This window comes from Paenibacillus sp. A3M_27_13, from assembly GCF_024213315.1.
In the GTDB taxonomy this organism is placed as follows: Bacteria; Bacillota; Bacilli; order Paenibacillales; family Paenibacillaceae; genus Paenibacillus; species Paenibacillus polymyxa_B.
This window is the reverse complement of record NZ_JANAVE010000009.1, coordinates 76,587-103,279: the sequence shown is the minus strand read 5'-3', so window position 1 is coordinate 103,279 and position 26,693 is coordinate 76,587. Positions and strand designations below refer to the sequence as shown.

The 26,693-nt window shown below is 46.8% G+C and carries 23 protein-coding genes; 18 read left to right on the top strand and 5 right to left on the bottom strand.

All coding sequences use genetic code 11. The features are described 5' to 3' along the window. Positions 1-3: 3 nt before the first annotated feature. Genes NLX82_RS23245 through NLX82_RS23225 form a run of 5 tightly spaced genes read left to right on the top strand, consistent with a single transcriptional unit; the run spans position 4 to position 4,360 of the window. Complete coding sequence (locus tag NLX82_RS23245) at positions 4-954, top strand: ABC transporter permease (protein WP_023986565.1); 951 nt, start codon at positions 4-6, stop codon at positions 952-954. Between the two features lie 4 nt (positions 955-958). Beyond that, a complete protein-coding gene (locus NLX82_RS23240) occupies positions 959-1,804 on the top strand; it encodes an ABC transporter permease (protein WP_013308329.1) in 846 nt (281 codons plus the stop codon). Between the two features lie 58 nt (positions 1,805-1,862). Next, positions 1,863-2,900, top strand: a complete 1,038-nt coding sequence (locus NLX82_RS23235) for an ABC transporter ATP-binding protein (RefSeq protein WP_076265109.1) — start codon at positions 1,863-1,865, stop codon at positions 2,898-2,900. Then, positions 2,893-3,855 (top strand): ABC transporter ATP-binding protein, encoded by a 963-nt coding sequence (locus NLX82_RS23230; protein ID WP_316243178.1) that lies wholly within the window; start codon positions 2,893-2,895, stop codon positions 3,853-3,855. The genes NLX82_RS23235 and NLX82_RS23230 overlap by 8 nt, the downstream gene beginning before the upstream one ends. Positions 3,856-3,904: 49 nt before the next feature. Next, complete coding sequence (locus tag NLX82_RS23225) at positions 3,905-4,360, top strand: hypothetical protein (RefSeq protein WP_069080540.1); 456 nt, start codon at positions 3,905-3,907, stop codon at positions 4,358-4,360. 70 nt (positions 4,361-4,430) lie between these two features. Here the strand turns inward: NLX82_RS23225 and NLX82_RS23220 are convergent, their stop codons facing one another. Together NLX82_RS23220 and NLX82_RS23215 are read right to left on the bottom strand one after the other, a co-directional pair. Then, positions 4,431-5,045: a hypothetical protein gene (locus tag NLX82_RS23220; protein WP_076265106.1), complete on the bottom strand. Its 615-nt coding sequence runs from the start codon at positions 5,043-5,045 to the stop codon at positions 4,431-4,433. After that, entirely contained in the window at positions 5,038-5,913 is an 876-nt protein-coding gene (locus NLX82_RS23215; RefSeq protein WP_231517208.1) for a hypothetical protein, read from the bottom strand. The genes NLX82_RS23220 and NLX82_RS23215 overlap by 8 nt, the downstream gene beginning before the upstream one ends. Positions 5,914-6,031: 118 nt before the next feature. On the opposite strand from NLX82_RS23215, the gene NLX82_RS23210 reads away from it, so the two are divergent. From NLX82_RS23210 to NLX82_RS23185, 6 genes are all read left to right on the top strand, one after another. Beyond that, entirely contained in the window at positions 6,032-7,060 is a 1,029-nt protein-coding gene (locus tag NLX82_RS23210) for an iron ABC transporter permease (protein WP_068938346.1), read from the top strand. Positions 7,061-7,195: 135 nt separating this feature from the next. After that, on the top strand, positions 7,196-7,753 hold the full coding sequence (locus NLX82_RS23205; RefSeq protein WP_254349129.1) for a GNAT family N-acetyltransferase: 558 nt from the start codon (positions 7,196-7,198) through the stop codon (positions 7,751-7,753). 271 nt (positions 7,754-8,024) lie between these two features. Further along, positions 8,025-10,697: a pyruvate, phosphate dikinase gene (gene ppdK, locus NLX82_RS23200; RefSeq protein WP_254349128.1), complete on the top strand. Its 2,673-nt coding sequence runs from the start codon at positions 8,025-8,027 to the stop codon at positions 10,695-10,697. 217 nt (positions 10,698-10,914) lie between these two features. Beyond that, positions 10,915-12,213 (top strand): ABC transporter substrate-binding protein, encoded by a 1,299-nt coding sequence (locus NLX82_RS23195; RefSeq protein WP_367995896.1) that lies wholly within the window; start codon positions 10,915-10,917, stop codon positions 12,211-12,213. Positions 12,214-12,627: 414 nt separating this feature from the next. Continuing rightward, positions 12,628-13,356, top strand: coding sequence for a LytR/AlgR family response regulator transcription factor (locus NLX82_RS27835; protein WP_254349126.1), 729 nt, complete (start codon positions 12,628-12,630; stop codon positions 13,354-13,356). 433 nt (positions 13,357-13,789) lie between these two features. Beyond that, the gene (locus NLX82_RS23185; protein ID WP_254349125.1) at positions 13,790-14,893 is read left to right on the top strand and encodes a hypothetical protein; all 1,104 of its coding nucleotides are present in this window, start codon (positions 13,790-13,792) and stop codon (positions 14,891-14,893) included. A 79-nt stretch (positions 14,894-14,972) separates the two neighbouring features. On the opposite strand, the gene NLX82_RS23180 is transcribed toward NLX82_RS23185, so the two are convergent. Continuing rightward, entirely contained in the window at positions 14,973-15,809 is an 837-nt protein-coding gene (locus NLX82_RS23180) for a helix-turn-helix transcriptional regulator (protein ID WP_053324428.1), read from the bottom strand. 138 nt (positions 15,810-15,947) lie between these two features. Here NLX82_RS23180 and NLX82_RS23175 point away from each other — a divergent pair, with 138 nt between their 5' ends. Beyond that, entirely contained in the window at positions 15,948-17,234 is a 1,287-nt protein-coding gene (locus NLX82_RS23175; protein WP_028541935.1) for a Gfo/Idh/MocA family protein, read from the top strand. Between the two features lie 111 nt (positions 17,235-17,345). Here NLX82_RS23175 and NLX82_RS23170 read toward each other — a convergent pair whose 3' ends face one another. Continuing rightward, positions 17,346-18,182 (bottom strand): carbonic anhydrase, encoded by an 837-nt coding sequence (locus NLX82_RS23170; RefSeq protein WP_254349124.1) that lies wholly within the window; start codon positions 18,180-18,182, stop codon positions 17,346-17,348. 217 nt (positions 18,183-18,399) lie between these two features. Between NLX82_RS23170 and adhP the strand changes: the two genes are divergently transcribed. Then, positions 18,400-19,416, top strand: a complete 1,017-nt coding sequence (gene adhP, locus NLX82_RS23165) for an alcohol dehydrogenase AdhP (protein ID WP_023986589.1) — start codon at positions 18,400-18,402, stop codon at positions 19,414-19,416. 76 nt (positions 19,417-19,492) lie between these two features. On the opposite strand, the gene NLX82_RS23160 is transcribed toward adhP, so the two are convergent. Then, positions 19,493-19,858, bottom strand: coding sequence for a winged helix-turn-helix transcriptional regulator (locus NLX82_RS23160; protein WP_028541937.1), 366 nt, complete (start codon positions 19,856-19,858; stop codon positions 19,493-19,495). A gap of 187 nt (positions 19,859-20,045) precedes the next feature. On the opposite strand from NLX82_RS23160, the gene NLX82_RS23155 reads away from it, so the two are divergent. The 5 genes from NLX82_RS23155 to NLX82_RS23135 all read left to right on the top strand — a co-directional run bounded on the left by NLX82_RS23155 (position 20,046) and on the right by NLX82_RS23135 (position 26,451). Next, complete coding sequence (locus NLX82_RS23155; protein WP_254349123.1) at positions 20,046-21,242, top strand: MFS transporter; 1,197 nt, start codon at positions 20,046-20,048, stop codon at positions 21,240-21,242. Positions 21,243-21,273: 31 nt separating this feature from the next. Then, complete coding sequence (locus tag NLX82_RS23150) at positions 21,274-22,116, top strand: aldo/keto reductase (RefSeq protein WP_254349122.1); 843 nt, start codon at positions 21,274-21,276, stop codon at positions 22,114-22,116. Positions 22,117-22,282: 166 nt separating this feature from the next. Further along, complete coding sequence (locus tag NLX82_RS23145; RefSeq protein WP_053326521.1) at positions 22,283-23,305, top strand: LacI family DNA-binding transcriptional regulator; 1,023 nt, start codon at positions 22,283-22,285, stop codon at positions 23,303-23,305. A gap of 184 nt (positions 23,306-23,489) precedes the next feature. After that, positions 23,490-24,965 (top strand): glycoside hydrolase family 32 protein, encoded by a 1,476-nt coding sequence (locus tag NLX82_RS23140; protein ID WP_254349121.1) that lies wholly within the window; start codon positions 23,490-23,492, stop codon positions 24,963-24,965. A gap of 67 nt (positions 24,966-25,032) precedes the next feature. Then, a complete protein-coding gene (locus tag NLX82_RS23135; RefSeq protein WP_081326318.1) occupies positions 25,033-26,451 on the top strand; it encodes a sucrose-specific PTS transporter subunit IIBC in 1,419 nt (472 codons plus the stop codon). The last annotated feature ends 242 nt before the right edge of the window (positions 26,452-26,693 follow it).

Here is a 26,693-nt window from a genome sequence, read left to right as displayed (position 1 = left end):
CGTATGAGACAACTCATCGCCAGAAGGTTGCTGCAAGTTATACCGATGCTATTTTTTGTGTCCATCGTCTGCTTCGGCTTGATCAAGCTGGCTCCAGGTGATCCGGTTCTCTCTTTTGTTACACCGAATATGCATCTGGAAGACATTGAACGAATGAGGCATAGCTTGGGGCTGGACCAGCCCGCTTATGTGCAGTACATATTATGGCTTAAAAAGAGCCTAACGGGTGATCTCGGCTACTCGCTAATTAATCACCAGCCTGTGCTGGATCAGATTCTCGATCGTCTACCGGCTACAGCCGGGTTAATGGGCGCATCTATCATACTGGCTGTGCTGATTGCAATTCCACTCGGTTTGACGGCTGCGGCTAATCGGAATCGCTGGATCGACAAGCTCATTAATCTGATGTCGTACATCGGGATATCTGTTCCGCTGTTTTGGCTCGGTATTTTACTTATTTATTTGTTTGCGATTTATCTGCACTGGCTTCCGAGTACAGGGATGCGTACCATCGGTACGGACTCGGTGCTGGATGTGATTAAGCATGGAATTTTACCATGTTTTGTACTGGCTTTCGGCTTTCTGTCTGTGTATGTGAGGTACATCCGTTCCAGCACGATTACGCAGCTCAAGGAAGAGTATGTGCAGATTCAATACGCGTTCGGGTCTGGAAAAAGACTGGTTTTGTTTCGACATGTGCTCAAGCATGTGCTATTGCCCATCATTACACTGCTCGGAATGTCGGTTGCGGACCTGGTGGCTGGAGCCATTGTGACGGAGACGGTATTTTCCTGGCCGGGCATTGGCTCGCTGGGTATGACGGCGGTGAAAGGGATGGATTATCCCGTCATCATGGGGATTACTTTATTTTCCGCTCTGCTGCTGATCCTGGGTAATCTGCTTGCAGATATCTTATACAGCATTGCGGACCCGAGAATTAAATCAACGAGGTGAATTCATGAATCGGAGCAAATGGCGCAACATCGGGATCGAGCTGATGACGAGCAAAATGGGCGCCGTCGCCCTCATACTATTGATCGTATTCTCGCTGGGGGCGATTTTCGCATTTTTATCGCCGCAGGACCCAAATAAGTTGAACGTGCTAGAGCGTCTCCAACCGCCGGGAGCGGCACACTGGTTTGGGACGGATGATTATGGGCGGGACTATTTTACAAGAGCACTGTACGGTGGACGTGTATCATTGCTGGTAGGCTTCGCGTCCATGATTATTGCGACCAGTATCGGTGCAGTGGTAGGTATTGTGAGCGGATATTTTGGAGGATGGATCGACAATCTGCTTATGCGGGTTTTGGAGCTGATCATGTCGATTCCGTCTTTCTTGGTTATTTTGCTGCTGAGTGTGTTTTTGAAGCCGGGCGTCGGCAATATCATTGTCATTATCGCCCTGCTCATGTGGATGAACATTGCCCGGGTGGTTCGTGCAGAGACAATGACGTTGCGCGAACGGGAGTATGTACTATACGCCAAAGCTTCGGGACAAAGTACGTTTGGTATTATTATGAAGCACATCGTACCGAATCTGATTCCGGTAATTATCGTAGGGGCGACGAACAATATCGCTTCAGCGATTATGATGGAATCGTCACTGAGCTTCCTCGGCTTTGGTGTTCAGCTACCGAACGCTACGTGGGGCAGTATGCTGAATAATGCCCAAGGATATATTGCACAGGCCCCATATATGGCATTATTCCCAGGTCTACTTATTTTACTGACTGTGTTGAGCTTTAATGTTTTGGGAGATGTGTTGCGTGTAGGCTTTGAACCCAAATTAGTAAAACGATGATTCATAGCACAGATCCATTACAAATGGCTCCAGGAGCGACAGGAAGGAGCGAAACACAATGACGGAACATCTACTGTCCGTCGAACAGCTGGAGGTCTCCTTTTTCACTCGTGAAGGGGAAAATCAGGCAGTTCGAGGGGTTAGTTTTCATATTGATGCTGGAGAAACGGTAGGAATCGTAGGAGAATCCGGCAGCGGCAAAAGTGTTACAGCGAAAGCGATCATGTCGATGATCGCCCCGCCGGGCAAGCGGCTGAGCGGCGATATCCGTTATCGGGGACAAAGTCTGACCGCTCTGACGGAAAAGCAATGGCGCAAAATACGCGGAAACCAGATTGCGATGGTCTTTCAGGACCCGATGACCTCACTGAATCCGGTCAAAAAGGTTGGCTATCACCTGGTTGAGGTGATCCGCAGACATCGAAGACTGAGCAAGGAAGCGGCTACGCAAGCAGCTGTAGAACTGCTGCGACAAGTAGGCATTACCGAGCCGGAGCGCCGAATGAACCAATACCCGCATCAATTCAGTGGCGGGATGCGCCAGCGGGTGATGATTGCCATGGCGCTCTCGTGCAGCCCGGAGCTGCTGATTGCAGATGAGCCGACTACAGCGCTGGACGTGACGATTCAGGCGCAAATCTTGGAGCTGCTCAAGACGCTGAAGCAGCAATCCGACATGTCGATTGCTCTGATCACCCATGATCTGGGCGTCGTCGCCCAGGTGTGTAGCCGTGTCATCGTCATGTACGGCGGTATGGTGATGGAGGAGGGGCGCGTGGATGATATCTTTTATCGTCCGGGCCACCCGTATACGCAGGGCCTGCTGCGTTCTGTGCCCCAGCGCACGAACGGCTTCCGCGAGCGGCTGGTGCCGATTGAGGGCACGCCGCCAGACCTGCTGAACCCGCCATCGGGCTGTCCGTTCATGGAACGGTGCCCGCATGCGTTTGCCCGCTGTGTGGAGCGGCCGCCGATGGTGGAGCTGCGCCCGGATCAGCGAGCAGCCTGCTGGTTGAACGAGCCGGACGCAGTGCCTGCTGGAGTCTACGAGACGCCCGAAGCGGGGCAAGCGGAAGGGGGGAATAACGGTGAGTGAAGCAAACGATGTATTGGGTGAGCATCAGCCCTTGGTAGAGGTACACCAGCTTAAGAAGCATTTTGTGACCGCAAAGGATTTGTTAGGGCGTAGCTCTGAGGTGCTCAAGGCGGTGGATGGCGTGAGCTTTCAAATCAAGCGTGGTGAGACGTTCGGACTGGTCGGTGAGTCAGGTAGTGGGAAATCAACAGTTGGACGCTGTCTGACACGGTTATACGATTATACAGAAGGTACGGTACGCTTTGACGGTCAAGATATTTCCAAGCTGAACGACAAACAGCTCAAGCCGCTACGTCGGCGCATTCAGAGCATTTTTCAGGACCCATATTCCTCTCTTAATCCGGGTATGAACGTGCTTGACCTGATCGGTGAGCCGATGGATATTCACAGATTGCATCAGGGGAGTGAGCGTAAGGATGCTGTAGTGGCTTTGCTTGAAAAGGTAGGGCTGAAGCGGGAGCATCTGTATCGCTACTCGCACGAGTTCAGCGGCGGGCAGCGCCAGCGGATTTCCATCGCTCGTGCTCTCTCCGTGAACCCCGAGTTCATCGTCTGTGACGAGCCGATTTCGGCACTGGATGTGTCCATCCAGGCGCAGGTCATTAACACGCTGGAGGATCTCCAGCAGGAGTTCGGGCTGACGTACCTGTTCATCGCCCATGACTTGTCGATGGTGCGGCATATTTCAGACCGAATCGGTGTGATGTACCATGGGCGACTGGTAGAAGTAGCTGATGCAGATGAGTTGTATGAGCAGCCCGCTCACCCTTATACGCAGGCGCTGCTGTCCTCCATCCCTGTGCCTGATCCGAGAGCAGTCGGAGAGCGGGAGGGACTGGAGGGGGGCTTGGCCCAACCAGACGGCTCATTAGTATGGGACAAGGATAACAACAATGCAACCGAGCTGAGAGAAATCAGTCCCGGCCATTATGTAGCATACCCGGTTAACCGTTAGGGTTAAGAGCGGTTGTACGATGTGCATGACCCAAAGGAGGTAAAAAACGATGACTGAATTGACGAAAAGAGTACGTATTTCCCAATGGGACGCACTCTTGCTGGAATCATTACGCTCTTTAGGCTGGTCCCAAGACGAATTAATCCGTCGGGTGCAGCAAAATGAGCTGCCAACGGACGGACCATCCGATTTTGATTATACAGAGCTTGTCACCGGGCTGGCGTCCAAAGAGCCGGAAGTGTTTGTCAGCGCGGTAACGGACGGATATCAGATCAAGTACAATACGATCCGGGGCATTCGTTCGTGGATTGCCGTTGCGTTCGGGCGGGAGCCTGAGCTGTCACTGGAGGAAGGAAGCGAAGCTGTTACATCCGAACTGACGAAGGCTGAGTATGATCGGCTGGAGAGAGTGCTGTCGTTAGGATGGTTCATCCAGGAAGTACGTCCCGCGGCTGGCGAGACTTCAGGATTATACCGAATTGTACCTGCTTCACAGACGAATTAAATATTGTTTATGGAGTAAAACACTTCACCAGAGATTGAAACGAGCTGACCGTGAAGGCCAGCTCGTTTTTTTAATGCAATCCTTCTTCATCTTTTTTATTCAGCATGACCAGACTATTGTGAATGACCCGTGTCATGCAGTAAAAGAAGGCCATTCTGGTGGTTTGCATGATAGCTCCCAGCAACATGGACATCGACTCCATATGGGAAAAATGTAAGATAAGAATCCGGTTAATAATCCCTTCACCAAACCAGACAAAATATAGCGGAACAATCATCTTTTGAATATAACGCGCTTTGCGCTCCAATTCGGGGTGGAGCGCAAAGTAGCTATAAATATGGGTGAATGTATTGGAGAATCCCCACAAGTTAATAAAAGGAATCATGCGAGCAATGGCTCCCACGGTACGAATCGGATAATCGGAATGCTTTTGCCGGATGGCTTTATGTACTTGAACTAGCCAGATCAGATAGGTTACAAAACACATGTAGTATAAAACAAAGCTAAAAACTGTAAATTTTTGCTCCAGCTCGTATAGATGATCGTAATAAAAATCATTTGCGTAAATATACACTAACGTAAAAATAAGGATGAGAAATTCACCCATAGTGCCCACTGCTAGTAAGGCTTGATGTACACTGCCAGCTGTCTTGGACGGGAATGCTTTGGAATCTGAATCATTCAAGATGTACTTCCTCCCAGTCTAGTTGCTTCAAATACACGATAGCATCCTCCAGTGTTTCTACGGGGATAATGCGTAGCTTGAGTCCATGCTCCTTTTGGACTCGGGCAGCTTCTGCTTCGTTGCCTTCCTCACCGTACCATTCATAATCTGCCGGTACGAAAAATAGATCAACCTTTGCAGCCTCGGCTCCCAGCAGCTTTTGCTCCAGTCCACCGACCGATCCGACATCTCCGTATTCTTCCATCGTGCCAGAGCCTGCGATTTTGTGACGTCCGCCATCTGAAAAGTCGATGTTATTGGCTTCCTCATACAGTCCGATGCCTGTCATCAGACCCAAGGAATTTCCCGAAAGATCCTGCAAATGAGTCAATAGCTCCGCATAGCGAGCATCCTCCAATTTGCTAAGATTCGAGAACGTCGCCGTAGCCTCAGCTGTGTCGCTGTCTACGCTTAATTCCGTCGCTGCATGTACGGCTTGCATGGCAGAATATTTTAGCGTGTCCGTCTCTGTGAGGTCCTTCAAATAAGAGTCCACTTCATCAGGGGCAAGGGGTTCAAATGTAATCGCTCCCCCGGATACATTTTCACTGGAATATACATTCCAACGCTCCAGGAGATTGTTAGCAATACCCGTTTGAACAGACGCAAAAAACACGCTTCCCTGAACGCCAAGATCTTTGACCGGATGCATTTCTCCTTGCAAAATATACTGTGCAGGCATAGGCCGTGTTCCAATAAAGGCAGCGATAGCCGGGATCAGCAGCAGCGCGAAGATGAGTATACGTTCTTTGTTTATGCCAAATATCTTTTTGAGGAGATATGGATTACGGCTTGGCACCTCATTCACAACCTTTCCATCTTTTCTCATACGGATATCATCGGTTAAAATGATTAGAAAGGTTACATTTTTCACCATAAATGACCGATAAGAGTATAGTGATATTCATATTTTATGGTAAATGAGGAAAGAGGATCTTTTAAATCTGATGAGTGAACAAGAAATACATGTGGGTGAACGTGGAGGTGGGACGATTGCTGCTGAACCGAACGCAGCTCCATCACGTCCACAAAGAATTGTTTTGACCTTGGTTGCAGGATTTATTTTATTGATCCTTGGTTTGTTTCTGTCGCTAATCACAGGTATATTTCCTATCAGCTATGCAGAGGTATTGGAAGTGTTGTTTTCTTCAAATCCCAATCCTATGCTTGTGGAAGTTGTATACCATACTCGTATGCCATTTGCATTGGATATGTTGTTGCTTGGGGGATGTCTGGCCGTTTCAGGAACTCTTTTACAATTACGAACAGCTAATCGATTTGCATCACCAACCTTAACCGGACTTATGCCTGGGGCAATGGTAGGGCTATGTGTTGTCCTTTTACTTGGGATGGACATAGACTCTTTTGGTAGTATGGCTCTTTGTATTGCAGGAGCGGTATTTGGGGGATTCATTGTATTTACATTGAATAAAGTCCGTTTCATTCGAGGAAGGTCTGCGGGAGTTCATTTATTCATGATTGGTTTCATTATTGATGTTGTCCTTCGTTCAGCGTCGGGATTTATTGTGTTACTTGGAGAATATGGAGAATATCAGCAAGAGTGGGCAATCTCTCAGGGAGGTTGGGGAATAAGAGAAGGATCATTCACGTTTTGGCTTGCATTGCTTACAATTCTCGTTGTGTGCTCTGTCTTTGCATTCCCCAAGCAGCTTAGTCCGCTATACATTCCCTTCGCGATTGTGTTGACCGCCGTTACTGTATGGGCATGTGGTACCATCGGATATATAGGACTTATTGTGCCTTATTTCATGCGTTGTATGATCGGAAACCGTCCACGGCTTCTCATTTTGGGCTCCGTCTTTTGGGGGGGAGGTCTGTTGATGCTAGCCAAAGTCATTTCCGCTAAAATCAACGAGCCTGTTGGGTTTCCCGTAACCCCGGTGCTGGCCTGTATCGGCATACCCTTTTTGATCTTTATGGTATGGATAGAATGGAAAAAGAAGCTCCCTGCTTGAAAGCAGTAGATTTTGAACGAGAAAACTTGTCCCAGATTACTGGACTGTTATCATAGGTGCTCTGCCAGATCATCAGACGCTCATTTTTTATGCTATATTTTATACATAAGGAAAATTTGAGAGTTGAGGTGCAGCATGACATCAATGACTATTGTCAAATCATCCGTCACACCAGAATTAATGGCTTTTCAGGCAAGCACTGAAGATCAGGCTGAGGTTCAGGAGTTAATTTTAAAGACGGCCAGATGGCTGCACAGCAAAGGCTCCACACAATGGGGACGCTTACTAAAAGGAAAAGATGATCACAACTTGGGCGGCGCTATTGCACGCGGAGAAGTGGTTATTTTCCGAGCATCAGAGGATCATAGCCTGGCAGGCGCAGTGATCTTGCAGCAGCAGCCCAGTGCATGGGACCGTAAGTTGTGGGGACTAGACGAAACGGATTCTGAAGGAGGAACCTCAGTATATCTGCATCGTTTGGTTGTGGATCGCGATAGCACTGGGAAAGGGCTAGGCCGTGAGCTGATGCAATGGATTGGACAAGGCATCCACTTCACAGGCAAGGATCGAATCCGTTTAGACTGTATTGCGGGCAATGACAAGCTTAGCGAGTTTTACAGACAATGCGGTTATACGTATATAGGCGAAACGAACGGCTATAATATTTTTGAAAAGAGGCTAACAGAGATGTAGAAAAATAAAATCTGAGCTGAGCAAAGGGACGTCTAAACAGATGTCCTTTTTGTTTTTTTAAGTCGTGTCATTCTATCCCGATATACGTCTAATTCCGAATTAAAGTGTTTTATAAATAAGTTTATTCATTGATTAAAACATCATAAATGAATGTTATAGGTATATATTACGTCATATATATTGAAGTTTCCTCCTGATTTGTGTTACAACTTTAAATAGACATATAGATTAATTCAGGCATGTATCTCGATAAGTGGAGGGAATGAATTTAATGCTGAAAAGAGTGTACTCATTTAACGAAGGTAAGTTGGGGATGAAAGCGCTAATAGGAGGAAAAGGCGCTAATCTCGCGGAAATGACGACACTGGGTCTCCCGATCCCTCCCGGCTTTACGGTGACCACCGAGGCGTGCCGAGCCTACTTTGCTTCAGGCGGCAAGCTTCCGGAGGGCTTATTGGGGGAGATCGTAATCGCCCTGCACGACATTGAGGAAGCGCAGTCGGCTATATTCGGAGATACGGAGCGGCCTTTGCTGGTATCTGTCCGTTCAGGCTCGGTAACCTCAATGCCCGGTATGATGGATACGATTCTGAATCTGGGTCTGAATGATGAAACCGTGCGTGGATTGGCAGAACAGTCGAGAAATGAAACCTTCGCCTATGACTGTTACCGCAGATTTATTCAAATGTTCGGCGAGGTCGTGCTAGGGATAGACTCCATCCATTTTAATCAGCTTCAGGAGCAGAGCAAGCAAACCAACGGGCGTGTCAGTGACCAAGAGGTTAGCGCAGGAGAATGGAAGGAACTGATCGCAAATTATAAAGATCTTGTCGCAGAGCGGAGTGGACAGCCGTTTCCACAGGATGTGTATCAGCAACTGCAACTGGCGGTGGAGGCTGTATTCCGCAGTTGGAACAATATGCGTGCCAAGGTTTACCGGAAGGCTTTCGGCATTCCAGATGAACAAGGAACAGCAGTGAGCATTCAGGCCATGGTGTTTGGCAATCTCGGCAACGATAGCGGAACCGGAGTGCTCTTCACCCGCAATCCCTCCACAGGTGTGAAGGAACTGTACGGTGAGTATATGGTAAATGCTCAGGGAGAGGACGTCGTGGCAGGAATAAGAACGCCTAACCCTATTCCACAACTTTTGGAAGAGCTGCCGCTAGTCTATGATCGTCTGGAAGAGCTGGCCTCATTGCTGGAGTGTCATTACCGGGATATGCAGGATATCGAATTTACGATTGAAAAAGGCAATTTGTATCTGCTACAGACGCGCAGCGGCAAAAGAACGGGGCAGGCGGCTGTAAAAATAGCTGTGGATCTGGTGGAGGAAGGGATTATCAGCAAAGAGGAGGCTATCCAGCGGATCGAACCGTCCCACATGGACCAGCTGCTGCATCGCTCCATTGATACTTCCACACCGCTGGAGGCAATTACCCAAGGTTTGCCAGCCTCGCCTGGCGCAGCGAGTGGGCGTATTGTATTCGACGCGGATACGGCAGTGAACTGGACGAAGGATGGGCAAAAAGTCATCCTGGTCAGTGTGGAGACCTCACCCGATGATGTTCACGGAATCATTGCCGCCGAAGGGGTGCTGACGAGTCGAGGTGGGATGACCAGCCATGCTGCTGTGGTTGCAAGGGGCATGGGTAAACCCTGCATTTGCGGTTGTGACGCGCTGAGCATTGATCTGAGCAGTCGGAGCGTCAGTATCGGTACCCTGACCTTTCAGGAAGGGGAGGATATTTCACTCGATTCGACCACCGGACAGGTGTACCAAGGCAGTCTGTCGCTCAATGAGCCGGTTATTACACCGGAGTTACTGAAGCTGCTGGAGATTGCGGACGGCATTCGGACGTTGAAGGTCTACACTAATGCGGATACGCCACTCGACGCAGTCAAAGCCCGTGAATTTGGAGCCGAAGGCATCGGGCTATGTCGGACGGAGCATATGTTTTTCTCTGGCAATCGTCTACCTATCGTTCAGGCGATGATTTTGGCCGATGATCAGGAGGAGCGGATTCTTCATTTGAATCGTCTGCTCCAAATGCAACAATTTGACTTTGAGGCTATGTTCAGTGCGATGGACGGTTTACCGATGACGATTCGCCTGCTGGACCCGCCGTTACATGAGTTCCTGCCGAATCTGGAACAGCTTCAGGAGCGACATCGGGAGCTTGTGCTTTCCGGCGGCCATGCGGAGGAGCTCCAACGTCTTAAAAGCACTATCTCCAAGGTTCATGAACTACGGGAAATTAACCCTATGCTGGGTCTGCGCGGTGTTCGGCTGGGCATTCTGTTTCCAGAGATATACGACATGCAGATTGAAGCGATCTTTAAGGCCGCGGAAGCGGCACTACGCAGGGGCGTGGATGTGAGACCGGGGATTATGATTCCGCTGGTCGGTCACTCCAATGAACTCAAGCAAATGAGGGAACTGGTTGATAAGGTAGCCGTTCAGGTGCTTAGCGAGGAATTTAAGTGGTTCAAGTATCGGGTGGGCACCATGATTGAGGTTCCAAGAGCAGCCCTGCTGGCAGATAGCGTGGCCCAGTACGCGGACTTTTTCTCCTTTGGAACCAATGATCTGACGCAAATGACCTTTGGTTACAGTCGAGATGATGCTGAAGGTAAATTCCTCGGCTCCTATATGGAAAAAAACATACTGGAAACGAACCCTTTTCAGGTGTTGGATCAGGATGGCGTAGGCAAGCTGATCGAATGGGCTGTTGTCAAAGGCAGGGCAAAAAAGCCTTTTCTGGAGACAGGTATCTGCGGCGAGCATGGCGGGGATAGTGAGTCTATTCTCTTTTGTCACCGCAGCGGACTGGACTATGTCAGTTGCTCACCGTACCGGGTGCCATTTGCCCGCATTGCCGCTGCCCAAGCAGCTTTGCTTGTCAGAGCGGAGCAACCTGAGGGATCGTTGTCCGCTTTGTAGCTTATTAGCATATTCAAGGCAGCCTTGCTTCAAAGGCTGCCTTGTTCGTTTTACAGCAACATTGATATGCAGATCTCGTCGAGAACAATAAATTTTATATAGAAATGAAAATGGGGATATCGTGTCTCGCCCTCCTACATATGATGATAGGGAAAGTTTTGTAAGCGTTTCAAAAAAGAAGACATACAACCAAGTGAAGCTACAGGAGGCGGTTAAGGTGGACAATTACATGAGCTGGATAAAGATTGGATTTTTCCTCAGCGTTCTGTTTTTGCTTGCAGCGGCATGCAGTACCTCTCCCAAAATAAAGAACACAGACGGGCAAAAAGTGCGGCTTACGATGCTGGCTTGGGGTAATCCTGCGGAGGTGAAGGTGTATCAGCGGGCGCTGGATGCATTTGAAAAGGAAAACCCATATATCGAGGTTAAGCTGGTGCCTGTGCCGGGAGACCAATATGAGCAAAAGCTGCTGACACAGCTTCAGGAAAGTCGCGGACCGGATGTGTTTTATGCGTATGAACCGACGATTGCGCGTTTGATCGGGGCGAAGCAGGTGCAGCCTTTGGGTGAGTTTTTAAATAGTGATGCGAGTGATGTGAAGGCTGAGGATTTTCCGGAAGGATTGTGGGGACCGGCAAAGCGTGACGGGGAAATCTATGGGGTCACTCCCGACTCCAACCCGATGGTCATGTATTACAACAAAAAGGTATTTAAGGAAGCAGGCGTGAAGACGCCGCAAGAATACTATGACGAAGGCAAGTGGAACTGGGATGCTTTTGAGGAGGTTACATCCAAGCTGAAGGCAGCTGGAAAGCAGGGTTATATTGCGGAAAACTGGTGGGCTCACTGGTATTCATGGGTGTGGTCGAATGGCGGTCAGATCTTTGATGAACAAGGCAAATATGTGCTGGACCACAATGAAAAGGGCAAGGAAGCCTTCAGTTTTATGTACGATATGGTGAAAAAGGGAAATGCGGTATATCTCGGCTCGCTTCCCAAAGGGCAAGGGGCTGACGCGATGTTCATGTCCAATCAAGTCGGCATGCTGGCGGCGGGAAGATGGCTGGAGCCCTTGTTTAGTCAAAATAAAAGCCTCGACTTCGATTATATCTACTGGCCATCCAATACCGGTAAGAATGAGCCCGTCGCCATTCCGGTTGCCTATGTAGCTGTAAACAAAAATAGTCCGCATGTGCAAGAGGCCATGAAGCTGGCAGCATTCTACGTCTCTGTGAAGGGGCAGGAGGCGCGGCTGGTTGAAGGCGGGAATGCCATGGGTACACTTGCTGCGGCAGATGAGAGCATTAAGAAAAAGGCGACAATTGAGCATTCAAGCTATTTGACTGAGGGATGTAACATAGGGCATGCTCATGGATCTGCACTGGCCTATGATGCTCAGGCGCCGGGGTTGAACTCGGATATCACGGAAACCATCGACCTGATGTTCCTGGGCAAGCAGGATGCTGCGGCAACCATTGAAAAGTTGAATCAGATCATATCCAAGGCGGTCAAGTAGGCACGGGATGGGCTGTGACCGGGGAGGAAGGTGACAAGATGCAGAAAAAGCATCAAGCGCTGTGGGGCTGCCTTTTCATTGGCCCCCAGCTTCTGGGTCTGTTAAGCTTTTGTTAAAAATTGTTTTCCAGGTTCTGATTAGTTACCCCTTAAAAAGTCAGAGTTTCGCCTTAAAAACAAGCAAGGAATTCGAGTCGCCCATGTAGAAGTTGTTGTTGTCGAGGGAAAAAAGATTCCAAATAAGTCGTCTCGTGCTACGCCGTATTATGAAGGAAACCCGTCTGAAGATGAATTGCCCGTCCCCGTCATAGAATCACATATCAAGCAATTCGGTAAAGCCCGGCAGGCTGTAGCCACCGACCATAAATTTTCAACACTTGTATCTTAACTGTACAAATGAAGGAAGTGGTATGCCGTGAAGGTCGTAATTTGTGAAGACGAATGTTATTGGCGCGATGCGTTAAAAGCGTCTATATCTCGGTGGGCTTTAAATAAAAATATAGAGCTGCAATGTGCTGATTTTTATTCGTCCCAGAAATTAATTCAATATCTTAATGCTCACATAGATATAGACGTAGTTTTGCTCGATATTTCGCTAAGTAGTGAAGAAGATATTGATGGGATGACTACAGCAAAGCATATCCGAAAAATGGGCAATCGGGTACCTATCATTTTTGTTACCGTTGATTCTGCTCGTGCTATTGACGGATATTTAGTGGAAGCAATGGGCTTCTTGAAAAAACCTATTGACGAGAAGCGACTTTCGCTATTTTTGGATAGAGTAATGAAGCAAAAAAAACCGGAGCGAGTGTTCACTATCATAGCAGAGTCCACCATAAATAGTGTTCGTCAAAGTGATATAGTTTTTGTGGAAGTGAATAATCATACGATAATCTATCATACAACAAAAGAGGAAATCTATCTTAGAGGAACCTTAAACAAAGTGATGCAGTTATTAGGCTGTGAAAATTTTATCCAGATACATAGGTCGTATGTAATTGCAAAATCTAAAATCTACAGAGTAAAAATAACTTATCCATATTCCGTCGATATTTTTAATGGTCATGAGATTACCAATCTCCCTGTGAGCAGGAATTATATTACTAACCTGCTTGAGGTATATTCAGATGATGTATTGCAGTGAATATTATAAATACAGTATGCTTCCTTGAAGTCTTTTGAACGAAATGTAGCGTCGTACTGATACCCTTGGCGTAATCAGTCCTATCATCAGAAAGGCATGCCCAAATTAATGAAGGGTGCCGCGAAACAGCTAATTTACAGCTGGTTTGCGACACCCTCTTTTAGTTGTCCGGACGGAAATTTACTCGTATTTCATGCTGTTTACGACATCAACATACTATCTACGCCAGTCCATTGAAATTTCTTCTGTACTATTTAATAATCTAGACACAACAGAAGAAACGATTGACTCATATTCAAAACTACGAAAGGAGAATGCGAGTGATATAGACTTTTACGTTATGCATCTTAGAGATGATCATGTAGATGACTTCCTAGAACGAAGCTTACTAATTTTTTGAAAATAAGTATCTCAATCGTGAAAGGAGTACATTATGAAATTTGTCAGAAAAAGTGTTAGTTTTATTTTGGCAATACTGCTCATGTACAGTGTTTCAGTAGTTCCCTCTTTCGCGGCAAGTGAAACAACGTCGCAAGCGGCTAAGGAAGAGACGAAGAAGGCAGAAATTCAATCCATGTCCTCGATACCGTATTCTGCAATGGATACTCAAAAATTTGAAAATCTAGATGAAATATCTCCGGACGAAGCGAAAAAGATTTCCACAGATTCAACCCAGAGCATAACCGTTAAACCGCAAAGCGCATGGGGTATCTCTGAACCTGTATTTGTAGGAGATGGCACTCTCAGTGATTCATTTGATAGCTACGCGGTTTCTCTCACTGCAAAGCAGCTATCATTCCTAAAGCTGGATTCCAGCAATCCAAATCTGTTGGCTATTCTGTACAATGTCAATGCCAACGGCTCGTTAGGCAGTTCTACTGGATGGGGTGTTAAAGCAAACGGAGGTCAAGCATACATTAATATCCCGGCAGGTAAATATGCGATTGTAATTGGTTCTGCGACAGGTGAAGAAAAAGGCAGCTATAAATTGATGTGGAATGCTTCCAATCCATCGGGTGCCTCTGCCATTATCAATTGTACAGCTGACCTTTCCAGAGTCGTATTGTATTATGATCTTTCAACGATCCGCAGCAACGGAGATAATATCTTAACGGGACTCAATTGGGAAAACCACGAAACCTGGTATACCCCAAATGGGTATTCCGCTAGAGATATGAGCATTTCAGTAGCTGAAGTAAAGGGCGTATATTTGGGGTCGTTCTCTAGTAGTGCACCCTATTCTGCTCCAAATGCATTACTGATTGAAATCAATAAGGGGTCATGGCTGTATAGTAACAGCTATTATCGTAATGTAAAAGGAGATGTAACCCATATTATGGATTACACCGATCCTTCGGGTCTTCAAACTCCGAGAACCTTTGGAACAGGGGAAGCCGATTTTTCGTATGGTCCTAATTACATCGTTATTAATTTGGACACATTCCAGGTTTGCGAGTTCTTAAGTCCATTCAATTATTTTTATACTTCAGATGGTGGCCGCACCTATTCGCTTACCAAGCTACAAAAAATATCTTAAATCGAAATCTTCATCATTGTCTAAAAGCAAATTATTGAAGGCATCACCTTGATGGGAGTTAAGGAGTAGGGGCATTCCTCTACTCCTTTTTGTATTTTTTTCGGTACTGTAGCGGGGTGTGCCCGGTAAGATGCTTGAATACACGACCAAAGTGAGCAATGCTGTCAAAGCCCGTTTTTTCAGCAATGGAGGTTACTTTCCAGCTCGTTTCTCTCAAATACGCACGAGCCTGCTGCACCCGCACATCCTGAAGATATTCTACTAAAGTAAAACCTGTTGTCTGCTTGAAAATACGGCACAAATACGTGCTGCTAATATAAAAATGCTCAGCCAGCTGATCTAGCGACAGGCTCTCGTCATAATGAGCATGCAGGTATGCAATGACCGAGTACACGCGCTGCTGCTTTTCGCTACGTTCCGGTGCAATGGTATCGGCAGTGGCCGATTGTATGCGCCGGATGCGGATAAGGAGCTGGAGTAGCAAGCTTTGGAGATATAGTTGGCGGTAGGCATGTTCTTGGTGGTATTCATCTAGCATTTGCCGGAATAGATGCTCCAGCTCGCATTGTTCTTCCGCGGAGGGGCGAAGCAGAAAGCTTTTTTCTGGCAGAAGAAGCTGGTTCTGATCGCTGGAGGGAGAGACATTCATTGACGAGGCTGCAAATTCTTCATCAAAGTTAATCAAAATCCGTTCATGGCTACCACTACCCTTGTTACTCGTACGGTGAAAATCATGTTTGCTGATCCAAATCAGATCGCCCTTCTGGAGTGCGTAAACCCGCTGATTAATGTAGTAGTAGCGCTCTCCTGCCAGCAAATAATAGATTTCGTGCGCTTGGTGGACATGGTCAGTGGACATGCTGAACGGCACCGTCCGTAGCGCTTGCTCGATGGCAAAACGGGGTGTAGCGATCATATCGATAGTCTCCTTTAATAAAAAAATGCATAAGGATAATATATGTACACTTTATGGGAAAAATCATAATAAAAGCGAAGATTTCGCTCTTTCTTATACTATAAAATAAAAGCAATTCATGTAAAGGGTGTGAACCAATTGCCTAAAATCAAATATGCACTTGTGGGTACCGGAGGAAGAGCCGAATTTTTTTACGGTGAAGTTGTTACCGTTTTCAAAGATACCTCGGAGCTGATCGCGTTCTGTGACGTCAATCAGACGAGAATGGATTATGCCAATCGGCTGTTGCAGGAGAAATACGAGCATGAGCCGATTCCGACCTATAAAGCTCACGAGTTTGATCGGATGATCGCGGAGACGAAGCCAGATATCGTCATTGTCACGACCATTGACCGGGTGCATCATCGGTATATTATCCGGGCGATGGAACTGGGCTGTGATGTCATTTCCGAGAAGCCGATGACGGTGGATGAAGATAAATGCCAAGACATTTTGGATGCCATAGACCGCACGGGACGGAAACTGCGCGTCACCTTTAACTACCGCTATGCACCACACAATACGAAAATCCGTGAGGTCATCATGGACGGAACGCTCGGAGAGGTGCTGTCGGTCAATTTCGAATGGCTGCTGAATACACAGCATGGCGCGGATTATTTCCGTCGGTGGCACCGAGACAAGCGCAATAGCGGCGGTTTGCTGGTGCACAAGTCGACGCATCATTTTGATCTGATGAACTTCTGGCTTGGCTCAAAACCGGAGACGGTGTATGCGATGGGGGATCTGAAATTTTACGGACGGGAAAATGCGGAGCAGCGTGGCGTGACGGATTTTTATCAACGAGCTTACGGCAGCAAGGCAGCGGAAAATGACCCCTTTGCGCTACATCTGGACCGTAACGAACATCTAAAAAGCATGTATCTGGATGCTGAGCATGAGGATGGCTATGTGCGGGATCAAAGCGTATTTGGCGACAATATCAGCATTGAAGATACGCTGAGTGTCATGGTGAAGTATCAGAACAAGACGGTGATGAACTATTCACTGAATGCTTACATGCCTTGGGAGGGCTTTATCATCGTATTTAACGGCACAAAGGGACGGATGGAGGTTCGGGTATCCGAGCAATCCTATGTTAATTCCGGCGGCAGCAAGGCAGATGAGGGTGCACTAAAAGAGAAGACCATCACCATCTATCCCCACTTTGCAGCACCTTATGAGGTCGAAGTGGAGGAAGGCCAGGGGGGGCATGGCGGAGGAGATCCAGTTATGCTGCGTGATATTTTTGATAAGCCGGCAGAGGATCGGTTTCATCGTGCGGCCTCACATATCGACGGTGCATGGTCCATTTTAACAGGCATCGCCGCCAACCGTTCTATGCGTACAGGTCAGCCGGTGAAGGTGGAGGAACTGGTGCGCTTGTAATGAGCAGTAAATTTAATACCGAAAAGCCCCCTCTAACTAGATGAATAGAGGGGGCTTTTGGGTTGTATTTATATATAGAATGCACCTTACATCTTACGGCACTTTATTTTATTATTTATCGGCAGTCAGTTCCCGGGTTCCCAGCTGTTGTACAGGACGATGGTTATCGGGGAAAATGGCAGCAAACTGGTTGATTTGGTCTGCGGACATTTCAATAGGCTGCTCCAGCACTGTCCAATTGACATGTTCTGTGCATGGCGGGGTAGTCAGCGATCCGTTGTAACGAACGGAGTGCAGGTCTTTTGGCAGCAGCGTAGCGAGATTTATTTCTTCATCCAGAGCTGCTTCTTGGGAAATATCTTTCGGCAGTTTGGACCAGATGCGGTTGAAAGCCTTGTTTTCTTTGCCACTTTGGATAAGGACCCCTAAGACTGCTGTGCTTCCGTTGTCGCTTTGATGGACAAAATGAAGCTCCATTTCAGCATTTTTACCATCTATTTGGTGTTCGCTCGGGTGATGAAAATGAAACTGCTTTAAAGTGAATTTAGTACCGTCCAGCACGATGTTATTGTTGGCATCGGCAACACTGATTTGCACAGTGTGCCCATTATTTAAAATGGATGCTTTCGTATTGGTGTAATGAACTTGCAGAGGTTGCTGCGTTTGCGATGCTTCAAGATGGGTATGCTCTATATTGACAGGAGATTGTTCGTGGCCGTTACCACAAGCAACAAAATCTTTTTCCAGCACTCCCCAATGCTCGGGTCCCTCTTCTCCTGCATAGGACCAGTGTGGGCCTTTCTGAACAACTGCATGAGCGTTGTTAGCCGATGAGGATGAAGTGCTGGTGGTACTAGAAATGGCGGGCTGTGAATTGCATCCTGTTACCGACGCGACCAAGATAATGGCAAATATGCTGAACAGGCAACCTTTCCAGTTTTTTTTCATGTTTCTTTATCCTTCTTCCAAATAGAGTATGTGAAACTTTTTACATTGTAAATTATTGTACAAAGTTCCTACAAGGGTCCAAGGACTTAGAAAGAAGCGTTTTTCGATTAAATAGTTTTAAGTTAGATTTATATTTGTCCTTTTTGGGCAAAAATTACTATAATAATGAAGTGTGCATTACAAAATAATTCCATATCTAATTAAAGGAGAGATCTACATGAAAGCAGCAATTGTTACAAAAGACAAGAAAGTCAGTGTAGAAGAGAAACCTTTACGCTCCCTGAAGCATGGGGAAGCGTTAGTCCAAGTCGAATACTGTGGAGTTTGCCACACAGATTTACATGTGAAAAATGCAGATTTCGGTGATGTCACAGGCAGAGTTCTGGGGCATGAAGGTATTGGAAAAGTCATTGAATTAGGCGAAGGAGTAACCAGTCTTAAGATTGGTGATCGCGTAAGTATTGCCTGGATGTTCGAAAGCTGCGGTCACTGCGAATATTGCCTAACCGGGCGGGAAACGCTGTGTCGTGAAGTTAAAAATGCCGGATATACGGTAGACGGTGCAATGGCAGAGCAATGTATTGTCACAGCTGACTACGCAGTCAAAGTACCAGATAGTCTTGACCCTGCTGCTGCAAGTAGTGTAACTTGCGCAGGGGTTACAACATATAAAGCAGTTAAAGTAAGTGAAATCAAACCAGGACAATGGATCGGTATCTTCGGCATTGGCGGCTTGGGTAACCTGGCTGTGCAATACGCCAAAAATGTATTCAATGCTAAAGTTGTAGCCTTTGACATCAGTGATGAAAAACTAGAACTGGCTAAACAAATTGGTGCTGACTATATCGTTAACAGCATGAAAGAAGATCCGGTCGCCCGAGCTAAGGAGCTAACAAACGGTGCTGGTCTGGATGCAACCGTGGTTACTGCTGTTGCCAAAACACCTTTCAACCAGGCCATCGACGTTGTAAAGGCTGGCGCGCGTGTTGTAGCTGTAGGTCTTCCAACTGATAAGATGGATCTGGACATTCCACGTCTGGTTCTGGACGGCATTCAAGTTATTGGCTCCTTGGTCGGCACTCGTGAAGACCTTAAAGAAGCGTTCCAGTTCGCTGCAGAAGGTAAAGTCGTCCCTCTTGTACAAAAACGTCCGATCGAAGACATTAATGAGATCTTCGAGGAGATGGAGCAGGGCAAAATCCAAGGACGCATGGTCATCGATTTCACAAATTAAAATGATGTCCAATTCGTAACCCTTGGAATTCGGAGAGAGAAGCGCCTGCTGATGTATGCAGGCGCTCTTTTTGGCTTTACAGCTTATTCAGAATGTTATCTTCCAAAACCGTAGATTTATCCCCGTATTCTTTAATAATATGTCTTTCTCCCCAAGCACAAAGAGAATCTAAAATGCCTTTCAGACTACATCCATATTCACTAAGCTCGTACTCCACTTTGGGTGGAACCTGATTATAGCTAATCCGATTGACAATGCCGTCTTCCTCTAATTCACGAAGCTGCTGAGTCAGCATTTTTTGTGTTATGGAAGGCATCATCCGTTTTAATTCGCTTGTCCGCATCTTTCCATGTGTCAAATGACACAGAATCACGCATTTCCATTTCCCGCCAATCACCTCTAACGTCGCCTCAACAGAGATGTTGTATTTTTTCTTCCCCAATGCAGATCCCCCCATGTGTATCACTTCTGTTATACATACCTTAACAGCCTGTTTTAATCAAAAAGAACTTTATCTAGGGTACTTTTTAGTACCTATATCACTAAAAAGTACGTACTGTTCATATTTGCTTGAATAACTCATAATAACATCTGCTGGTCGAAGATTTCTATAGATAGGAGTGAAAAACATGTCGCCAGAATCAAAACGAAGTATCTGGCCATTACTGGCTCTAGCCGTAAGCGCCTTTGCGATTGGAACAACCGAGTTCATCAGCGTGGGACTACTTCCCCTGATTGCTGAAGACTTGCATATATCTGTAACGATGTCTGCACTAACTGTAACGCTATATGCATTAGGGGTTACCATCGGGGCACCTGTCTTGACTTCATTAACATCAAGTGTTCCCCGTAAAACGTTGCTGCTGTGGATCATGATTATATTTATTGCAGGTAATAGCCTCGCTGCGGTCTCTAGCGGAATTGCCTTGCTGCTGATTGCACGTGTGATCTCAGCGTTCGCCCATGGGGTGTTCATGTCTATCGGTTCCACCATTGCGGCCGATCTTGTGCCGGATGATCGGCGAGCGAGTGCTATTTCCATTATGTTCTCCGGGTTGACCGTAGCCACAGTCACAGGTGTACCTTTGGGTACCTACATTGGGCAGCAATGGGGTTGGCGGGCTGCATTTATGGCGATTGTGGTCGTCGGTGTAGTGGCACTCATCGCCAATCTGATTCTGCTGCCACCTACGCTGCGCAAAGGGAACAAGACTCCTTTCCGCGAGCAGGTCAAACTGGTTACCAATGGTCGCTTGCTACTCGCATTTATCATTACAGCTTTGGGGTATGGAGGCACATTTGTGGTGTTTACTTATTTATCTCCATTACTTCACGACATAACCGGATTTCAACAAAGTACGGTAACGTTTATACTTTTGCTGTATGGAATTGCGATTGCCATCGGGAATGTTATTGGCGGAAAAGCAGCCAACCGCAAGCCGCTTTCAGCTTTGTTTTACATGTTTTTGATTCAAGCAGTGATCCTTTTTCTCCTGTTGTTCACGGCACCTTTTAAAACGGCAGGACTGATTACGATCTTCTTTATGGGATTGCTTGCGTTTATGAACGTGCCCGGGCTACAGGTATATGTAGTCATGTTGGCCGAAAGGTTTGCACCCAAAGCTGTCGATGTTGCCTCTGCTGTTAATATTGCAGCTTTCAACGCAGGGATAGCCATCGGAGCTTATGTAGGCGGGATTGTAACGGATTCACTCGGTCTCATTCATACGGCCTGGATCGGGAGCATTATGGTTTTCGTTGCGGTTCTGCTCACAGGTTGGAGTCGTATGCTCGAAAAAAGGGATACAACCACCATTACAGGTTAAAGCTTTTAAAAAATAGAGAGGAAGATACAAAATGACACAAAACTTACAAAGCACAACATTGTTATACAATGGAGTTCACATGCCTTGGTTTGGCATTGGGGTATTTAAAGTGGAAGAAGGTTCGGAGCTGGTCGATGCTATAAAGGCTGCTGTAAAGCATGGCTACCGCAGTATAGATACAGCTGCAATCTATGCGAATGAAAGCAGTGTAGGGCAGGCTATTCAGGAAGCCCTTCAGGAAAATAATCTGTCCAGAGAAGATCTGTTCGTCACGTCCAAAGTGTGGAATGCAGATTTAGGCTATGAAGAGACACGAGCAGCTTATGAAGCCAGTCTGGACAAGCTGGGTCTGGAATATCTGGATCTATATCTGATTCATTGGCCAGTTCAAGGAAAGTATAAAGAAGCTTGGAGAGCGTTGGAATCCTTGTATAAAGAAGGACGGATTAAGGCGATTGGAGTCAGCAACTTCCAGATTCATCATTTGGAAGATCTCATGAAGGATGCTGAAATTAAGCCAATGATCAATCAAGTGGAGTTCCATCCACAATTAACCCAAGCCGAGCTGTTGCAATTCTGTCAAAAGAACGACATTCAAATGGAAGCCTGGTCCCCGTTAATGCAAGGCCAATTGCTCGATCATCCGGTACTGCAAGACATAGCGACCAAGTATGGCAAATCGGTGGCGCAAGTGATTTTACGCTGGGATGTGCAGCAGGGAGTTGTCACCATTCCCAAGTCTACCAAGGCGCATCGGATCGTCGAAAATGCCGACATTTTTGACTTCGAACTGACACGCGAGGATATGGATCGAATTCAGGCGTTAAATGCCGATCTTCGAGTAGGTCCAGATCCGGATAACTTTGATTTTTAAAATTACGTTCATTATGATACGCCGTTTCCTTCTTCAGAAGGGACGGCGTTTTGTGCATGATGGGTCTGGAGCCACAGCAATCCAATCCCGCCATATGGTATTATAGGGTTATGTGAAAAGAGACGTTTTGGAAGCATATGAATATGAAAAATCTCCGGGGGACTTCATGAATAAGACGATTGCAGATATAGCCCAAATGGCTGGTGTATCCAAGAGCACGGTATCTCGTTTTTTGAACGGCGGGTCTGTCAGCGTGGATACGAAACGTAAAATTGAAAAAGTGGTTAAAGCTACGGGCTATGTGCCCAATGCCTTTGCCCAGAGTCTTAAGGCGAAGCGGACCAACATTATCGGCACCGTTGTGCCGCGTCTGGATTCTTTTGCGACATCCCATACGCTGATGGGGATTGATGAGGAGCTGCGTTCTCAGCATTATCAGATGCTGATCTCTAATACGAGCCAGGATGTACAGCGTGAAATTGAAGCTATTTATGAGCTGGGCCGACAAAAGATTTCGGGTATCATTTTGCTGGCTGCTCAAATTACAGACGACCATCTGACCGCGATTCGTGACATCGGTATTCCGGTGTTGCTGGTGGGCCAGCAGCACGAGCAGCTTCATAGCCTTATCCATGATGACTATCGTGCAGGATATGATATCGGCACGTACGTTTTGTCACAGGGACACCGCGAAATTGCCTACGTTGGTGTTACTGAAAAGGATGTTGCCGTCGGTGTGCAGCGCAAGGAGGGCTTTAGGCAGGCTGTTCGCGATGCATTGCCTGCTGAGTCTCATACGGACGATGCGATGCGAGCAGCAGGGTATGATATCAGATACTATGAGACCGGATTTAAAATGTCCGATGCACGGATTGCTGCATCCGCCATTTTGGACCATTTCAAGCCATCGTTAATGGTGTGTGCTACGGATAATATCGCGCTGGGCGTAATCAATGCGGCTTATTCCAGAGGGATTGTCATTCCGTCAGATTTGTCGGTAACTGGCTTTGGGGGATACGATATTACGGAGGTCATTCACCCTGCCCTGACAACCGTTCAATATCCGTATATGAAGGCTGGACGTGTAGCAGCGCAAAATATTATGCGGTTGGTAGAACATAAATCGGTAGAAAAAGTGACGGTCATGAATTATTCCCTTATCGAAAGAGAAAGCGTTGACAAACGCTGAACAAGTGGATTATAATTTCTTCGAAACCGGTTCCATATCATTCGGGCACAAATGGAATCGGTTGCAAATCCATGGATGAGTATATTTTTTTTATCGCATGGGAACCGGTCCCGATAGAATGTTTTTTTCATTGAGTTGGAACCGGTTCCTGAAGCGAAAGTTTTAATAAAAATGAGGTACACCTATGAAAATGACAAGAGAACAAAAGTATCGAATGATCGAGCAGGCAGAGCCCGGTGAAATAGCCAGCTTGGAGGAGAAAGTGGAGCAATGTCACTGGCGGCAGGTGTTTCATATCCAGCCACCGACAGGTTTGCTCAATGACCCCAATGGCTTTTCATATTACCAAGGTGAATACCACTTATTTTATCAGTGGTTTCCGCTCGGAACGGATCATGGGATGAAATACTGGTATCATCTGAAATCCAAAGATTTGGTCACATGGAATAGTGCGGGCATTGGTATTGCACCTGGGGATTATTTTGATTCGCATGGGGCTTATTCGGGCAGCGCACTGGAGCATGAGGGCAAGTTATATATGCTGTATACGGGAAATGCACGAGATGAAGATTGGATCAGACATCCTTATCAATGCATGGCTGTTATGGACTATAAAGGTCACATTACTAAATGGGAGCACCCCGTTATTTCCAATGTGCCAGAAGGGTATACAGACCATTTTCGTGATCCCAAGCTATGGAAAGACGGCGATAGCTTTTACTGTGTGATTGGTGCCCAGAGAACGAATTTAACAGGCTGCGCCGTCCTCTACCGATCAACCGACCTTCGTACGTGGCAGTTTGAGGGAGAATTGTGCACAGGCCTGGAATCGTTTGGCTACATGTGGGAATGTCCAGATTATTTTGAACTGAACGAAGCGGGGGTCTTGATCTTTTCTCCTCAGGGCTTGGAGCCTTCTGGGGATGAAAATCACAATATTTATCAATCGGGCTATGTAATCGGCAAGCCGTTGGATACCGGGACAAGAAGACTGGAGCACGGTGCATTCCACGAGCTCGATAGAGGCTTTGACTTCTATGCGCCACAGACGATGATTGACCCACAGGGGCGGCGTATTATGGTGGCATGGATGGGCCTGCCGGATATCGAATATCCCACAGATCCGAACGGATGGGCTCATTGTCTGACATTACCAAGGGAGCTTACGCTTCATGAGGGCAAACTCTTGCAGCGGCCGATCCCTGAGCTAACTACGCTACGTAGAAATCGTGAGGATCGGGTAGCTGACACGTTATTCTCAGAGAGCAAAACCTATGAAGGATTTACAGGTACGGCCTATGAGCTGATCTGTGAGGTAGATCTTTTGAGCGCTAAGGTGTTTGGTATTGAATTCCGTGCGAGTGAGACTGAGAAAACGGTGATTAAATATAATGCCGTCAGCCGCAAACTAATATTGGACCGTTCGCAATCAGGTGAGCCTGTAGCCACTTCGTATGGTGAGGTACGGCAGTGTTCATGGGATAAAGATCATATCAAACTACATTTGTTTGTAGATACGTCTTCAGTTGAGATTTTCGTCAATGATGGGGAAGAGGTGTTCACCAGTCGTATTTTTCCGCATCCAGAGAGTGACGAAATACGCTTTTTTGCCGACAAGGGAGAGGCTCTCTTCCAGGCGGTAAAATGGGATTTTACATGAGTAGGCTAAAACATCAAGTGGTTCGTTAATCATCAAACATAACGGAATGAACGAGAGGATGAACATCATGGCGGAAAACAGAGAAATAGCTAAAGAAGTGATCCAGGCAATCGGGGGGCAAGAAAATATTGCATCTTTTGCTCATTGTGCGACGCGCTTGCGAATTATGGTGCATGACAAGGAGAAGATTGATCAGAAAAAAGTTGAGGAGATCGACAAGGTCAAGGGTGCTTTTTTCAATTCCGGGCAATATCAGATTATTTTTGGTACGGGTACGGTAAATCGAATTTTTGAAGAGGTCGAAAAGCTTGGCGTAACCGGTTCATCTAAAGAAGAGGTGAAGAGTCAGGCGAAAAAAGAAGGAAACGTCTTCCAACGCTCCATCCGTACCTTTGGCGATGTGTTTGTACCGATTATTCCTGTACTGGTTGCTACGGGGCTGTTCATGGGGCTACGTGGCTTGCTCACTCAGCCGCAAATTCTCGCTCTACTCGGCATGACGCCACAGGACATTTCACCCAATTTTCTATTATACACACAAGTATTAACGGATACGGCCTTTGCTTTTCTGCCAGCGTTAGTCGCATGGTCAGCCTTTAGAGTATTTGGTGGCAGTCCAGTACTGGGTATCGTTCTTGGTCTGATGCTGGTAAACCCGGCCTTGCCCAACGCTTATAGTGTTGCGGACGGCTCAGCTCACCCGTTGACGATGTTCGGATTCATTCCTGTGGTGGGCTATCAAGGCTCAGTATTGCCAGCTTTCTTCGTGGGCTTGATCGGAGCCAAGCTGGAGCGGGCGCTGCGCAAACGGGTGCCTGAAGCGCTAGATCTGATTCTTACACCGTTTTTAACACTGTTAATCATGATCACTTTGGGATTATTTGCCATCGGTCCAATTTTCCATTCACTCGAAGAATGGGTGCTGCACGGAACAACGTTTGTGCTGGATTTACCTTTCGGTATTGCAGGGATTGTCATCGGTTTCTTGCATCAGATTATCGTCGTTACAGGTGTGCATCATATATTTAATTTCTTGGAGATTCAACTGCTTGAAAAGAACGGCGTAAACGCCTTTAACGCCATCATTACCTGCGCTATGGCTGCTCAAGGTGCTGCCTGTCTGGCGGTTGGACTGAAAACGAAGAATAGCAAGCTGAAAGCGTTAGCACTTCCTTCCTCGTTGTCTGCTTTTCTAGGGATTACGGAGCCGGCTATTTTCGGGGTCAACCTGAGATACATGAAGCCTTTTGTCATGGGCCTCATCGGTGGTGCGGTTGGCGGTTTTATCGCTTCGGTCTTCCATTTGGCGGCTACAGGTATGGCAGTTACGGTCATTCCGGGCACGTTGCTCTACATGAATCATCAGCTTCCGCTTTACATTTTGGCGAACTTGGCTGCTATGGTGGTAGCGTTTGTCCTGACCTGGATGTTTGGCTATAACGATAAAATGTTGGAAGAGGTCAAAACAGCGGGTTCTTCAACTTAATATCATTTCAAAATAAGCACGGATACGCATATGAATGAACTATAACGGTCGCCCTACTTTGGAGCGCTCTTGGCCCTTGTTGAAAAGGGATGCTAGAGAAGCTTCCAGGTGGGGAGACCTTTTTTTATAGACTTTATCATTACGTATCCGGTTACGTAATTTGACTTTGGACGTTAGTCCGTTTTCAAACGCTCAATAGACTGAAAATGTTCCCTTATGCCGAATGGTTGTCCATTTTTATC

Coding starts and splice junctions, on each gene's coding strand:
- NLX82_RS23245 (WP_023986565.1), top strand. CDS start 4: ATGAGACAACTCATCGCCAGAAGGTTGCTGCAAGTTATACCGATGCTA.
- NLX82_RS23240 (WP_013308329.1), top strand. CDS start 959: ATGAATCGGAGCAAATGGCGCAACATCGGGATCGAGCTGATGACGAGC.
- NLX82_RS23235 (WP_076265109.1), top strand. CDS start 1,863: ATGACGGAACATCTACTGTCCGTCGAACAGCTGGAGGTCTCCTTTTTC.
- NLX82_RS23225 (WP_069080540.1), top strand. CDS start 3,905: ATGACTGAATTGACGAAAAGAGTACGTATTTCCCAATGGGACGCACTC.
- NLX82_RS23215 (WP_231517208.1), bottom strand. CDS start 5,913: ATGAGAAAAGATGGAAAGGTTGTGAATGAGGTGCCAAGCCGTAATCCA.
- NLX82_RS23210 (WP_068938346.1), top strand. CDS start 6,032: ATGAGTGAACAAGAAATACATGTGGGTGAACGTGGAGGTGGGACGATT.
- NLX82_RS23205 (WP_254349129.1), top strand. CDS start 7,196: ATGACATCAATGACTATTGTCAAATCATCCGTCACACCAGAATTAATG.
- ppdK (WP_254349128.1), top strand. CDS start 8,025: ATGCTGAAAAGAGTGTACTCATTTAACGAAGGTAAGTTGGGGATGAAA.
- NLX82_RS23185 (WP_254349125.1), top strand. CDS start 13,790: ATGAAATTTGTCAGAAAAAGTGTTAGTTTTATTTTGGCAATACTGCTC.
- NLX82_RS23180 (WP_053324428.1), bottom strand. CDS start 15,809: ATGATCGCTACACCCCGTTTTGCCATCGAGCAAGCGCTACGGACGGTG.
- NLX82_RS23170 (WP_254349124.1), bottom strand. CDS start 18,182: ATGAAAAAAAACTGGAAAGGTTGCCTGTTCAGCATATTTGCCATTATC.
- adhP (WP_023986589.1), top strand. CDS start 18,400: ATGAAAGCAGCAATTGTTACAAAAGACAAGAAAGTCAGTGTAGAAGAG.
- NLX82_RS23155 (WP_254349123.1), top strand. CDS start 20,046: ATGTCGCCAGAATCAAAACGAAGTATCTGGCCATTACTGGCTCTAGCC.
- NLX82_RS23150 (WP_254349122.1), top strand. CDS start 21,274: ATGACACAAAACTTACAAAGCACAACATTGTTATACAATGGAGTTCAC.
- NLX82_RS23145 (WP_053326521.1), top strand. CDS start 22,283: ATGAATAAGACGATTGCAGATATAGCCCAAATGGCTGGTGTATCCAAG.
- NLX82_RS23140 (WP_254349121.1), top strand. CDS start 23,490: ATGAAAATGACAAGAGAACAAAAGTATCGAATGATCGAGCAGGCAGAG.
- NLX82_RS23135 (WP_081326318.1), top strand. CDS start 25,033: ATGGCGGAAAACAGAGAAATAGCTAAAGAAGTGATCCAGGCAATCGGG.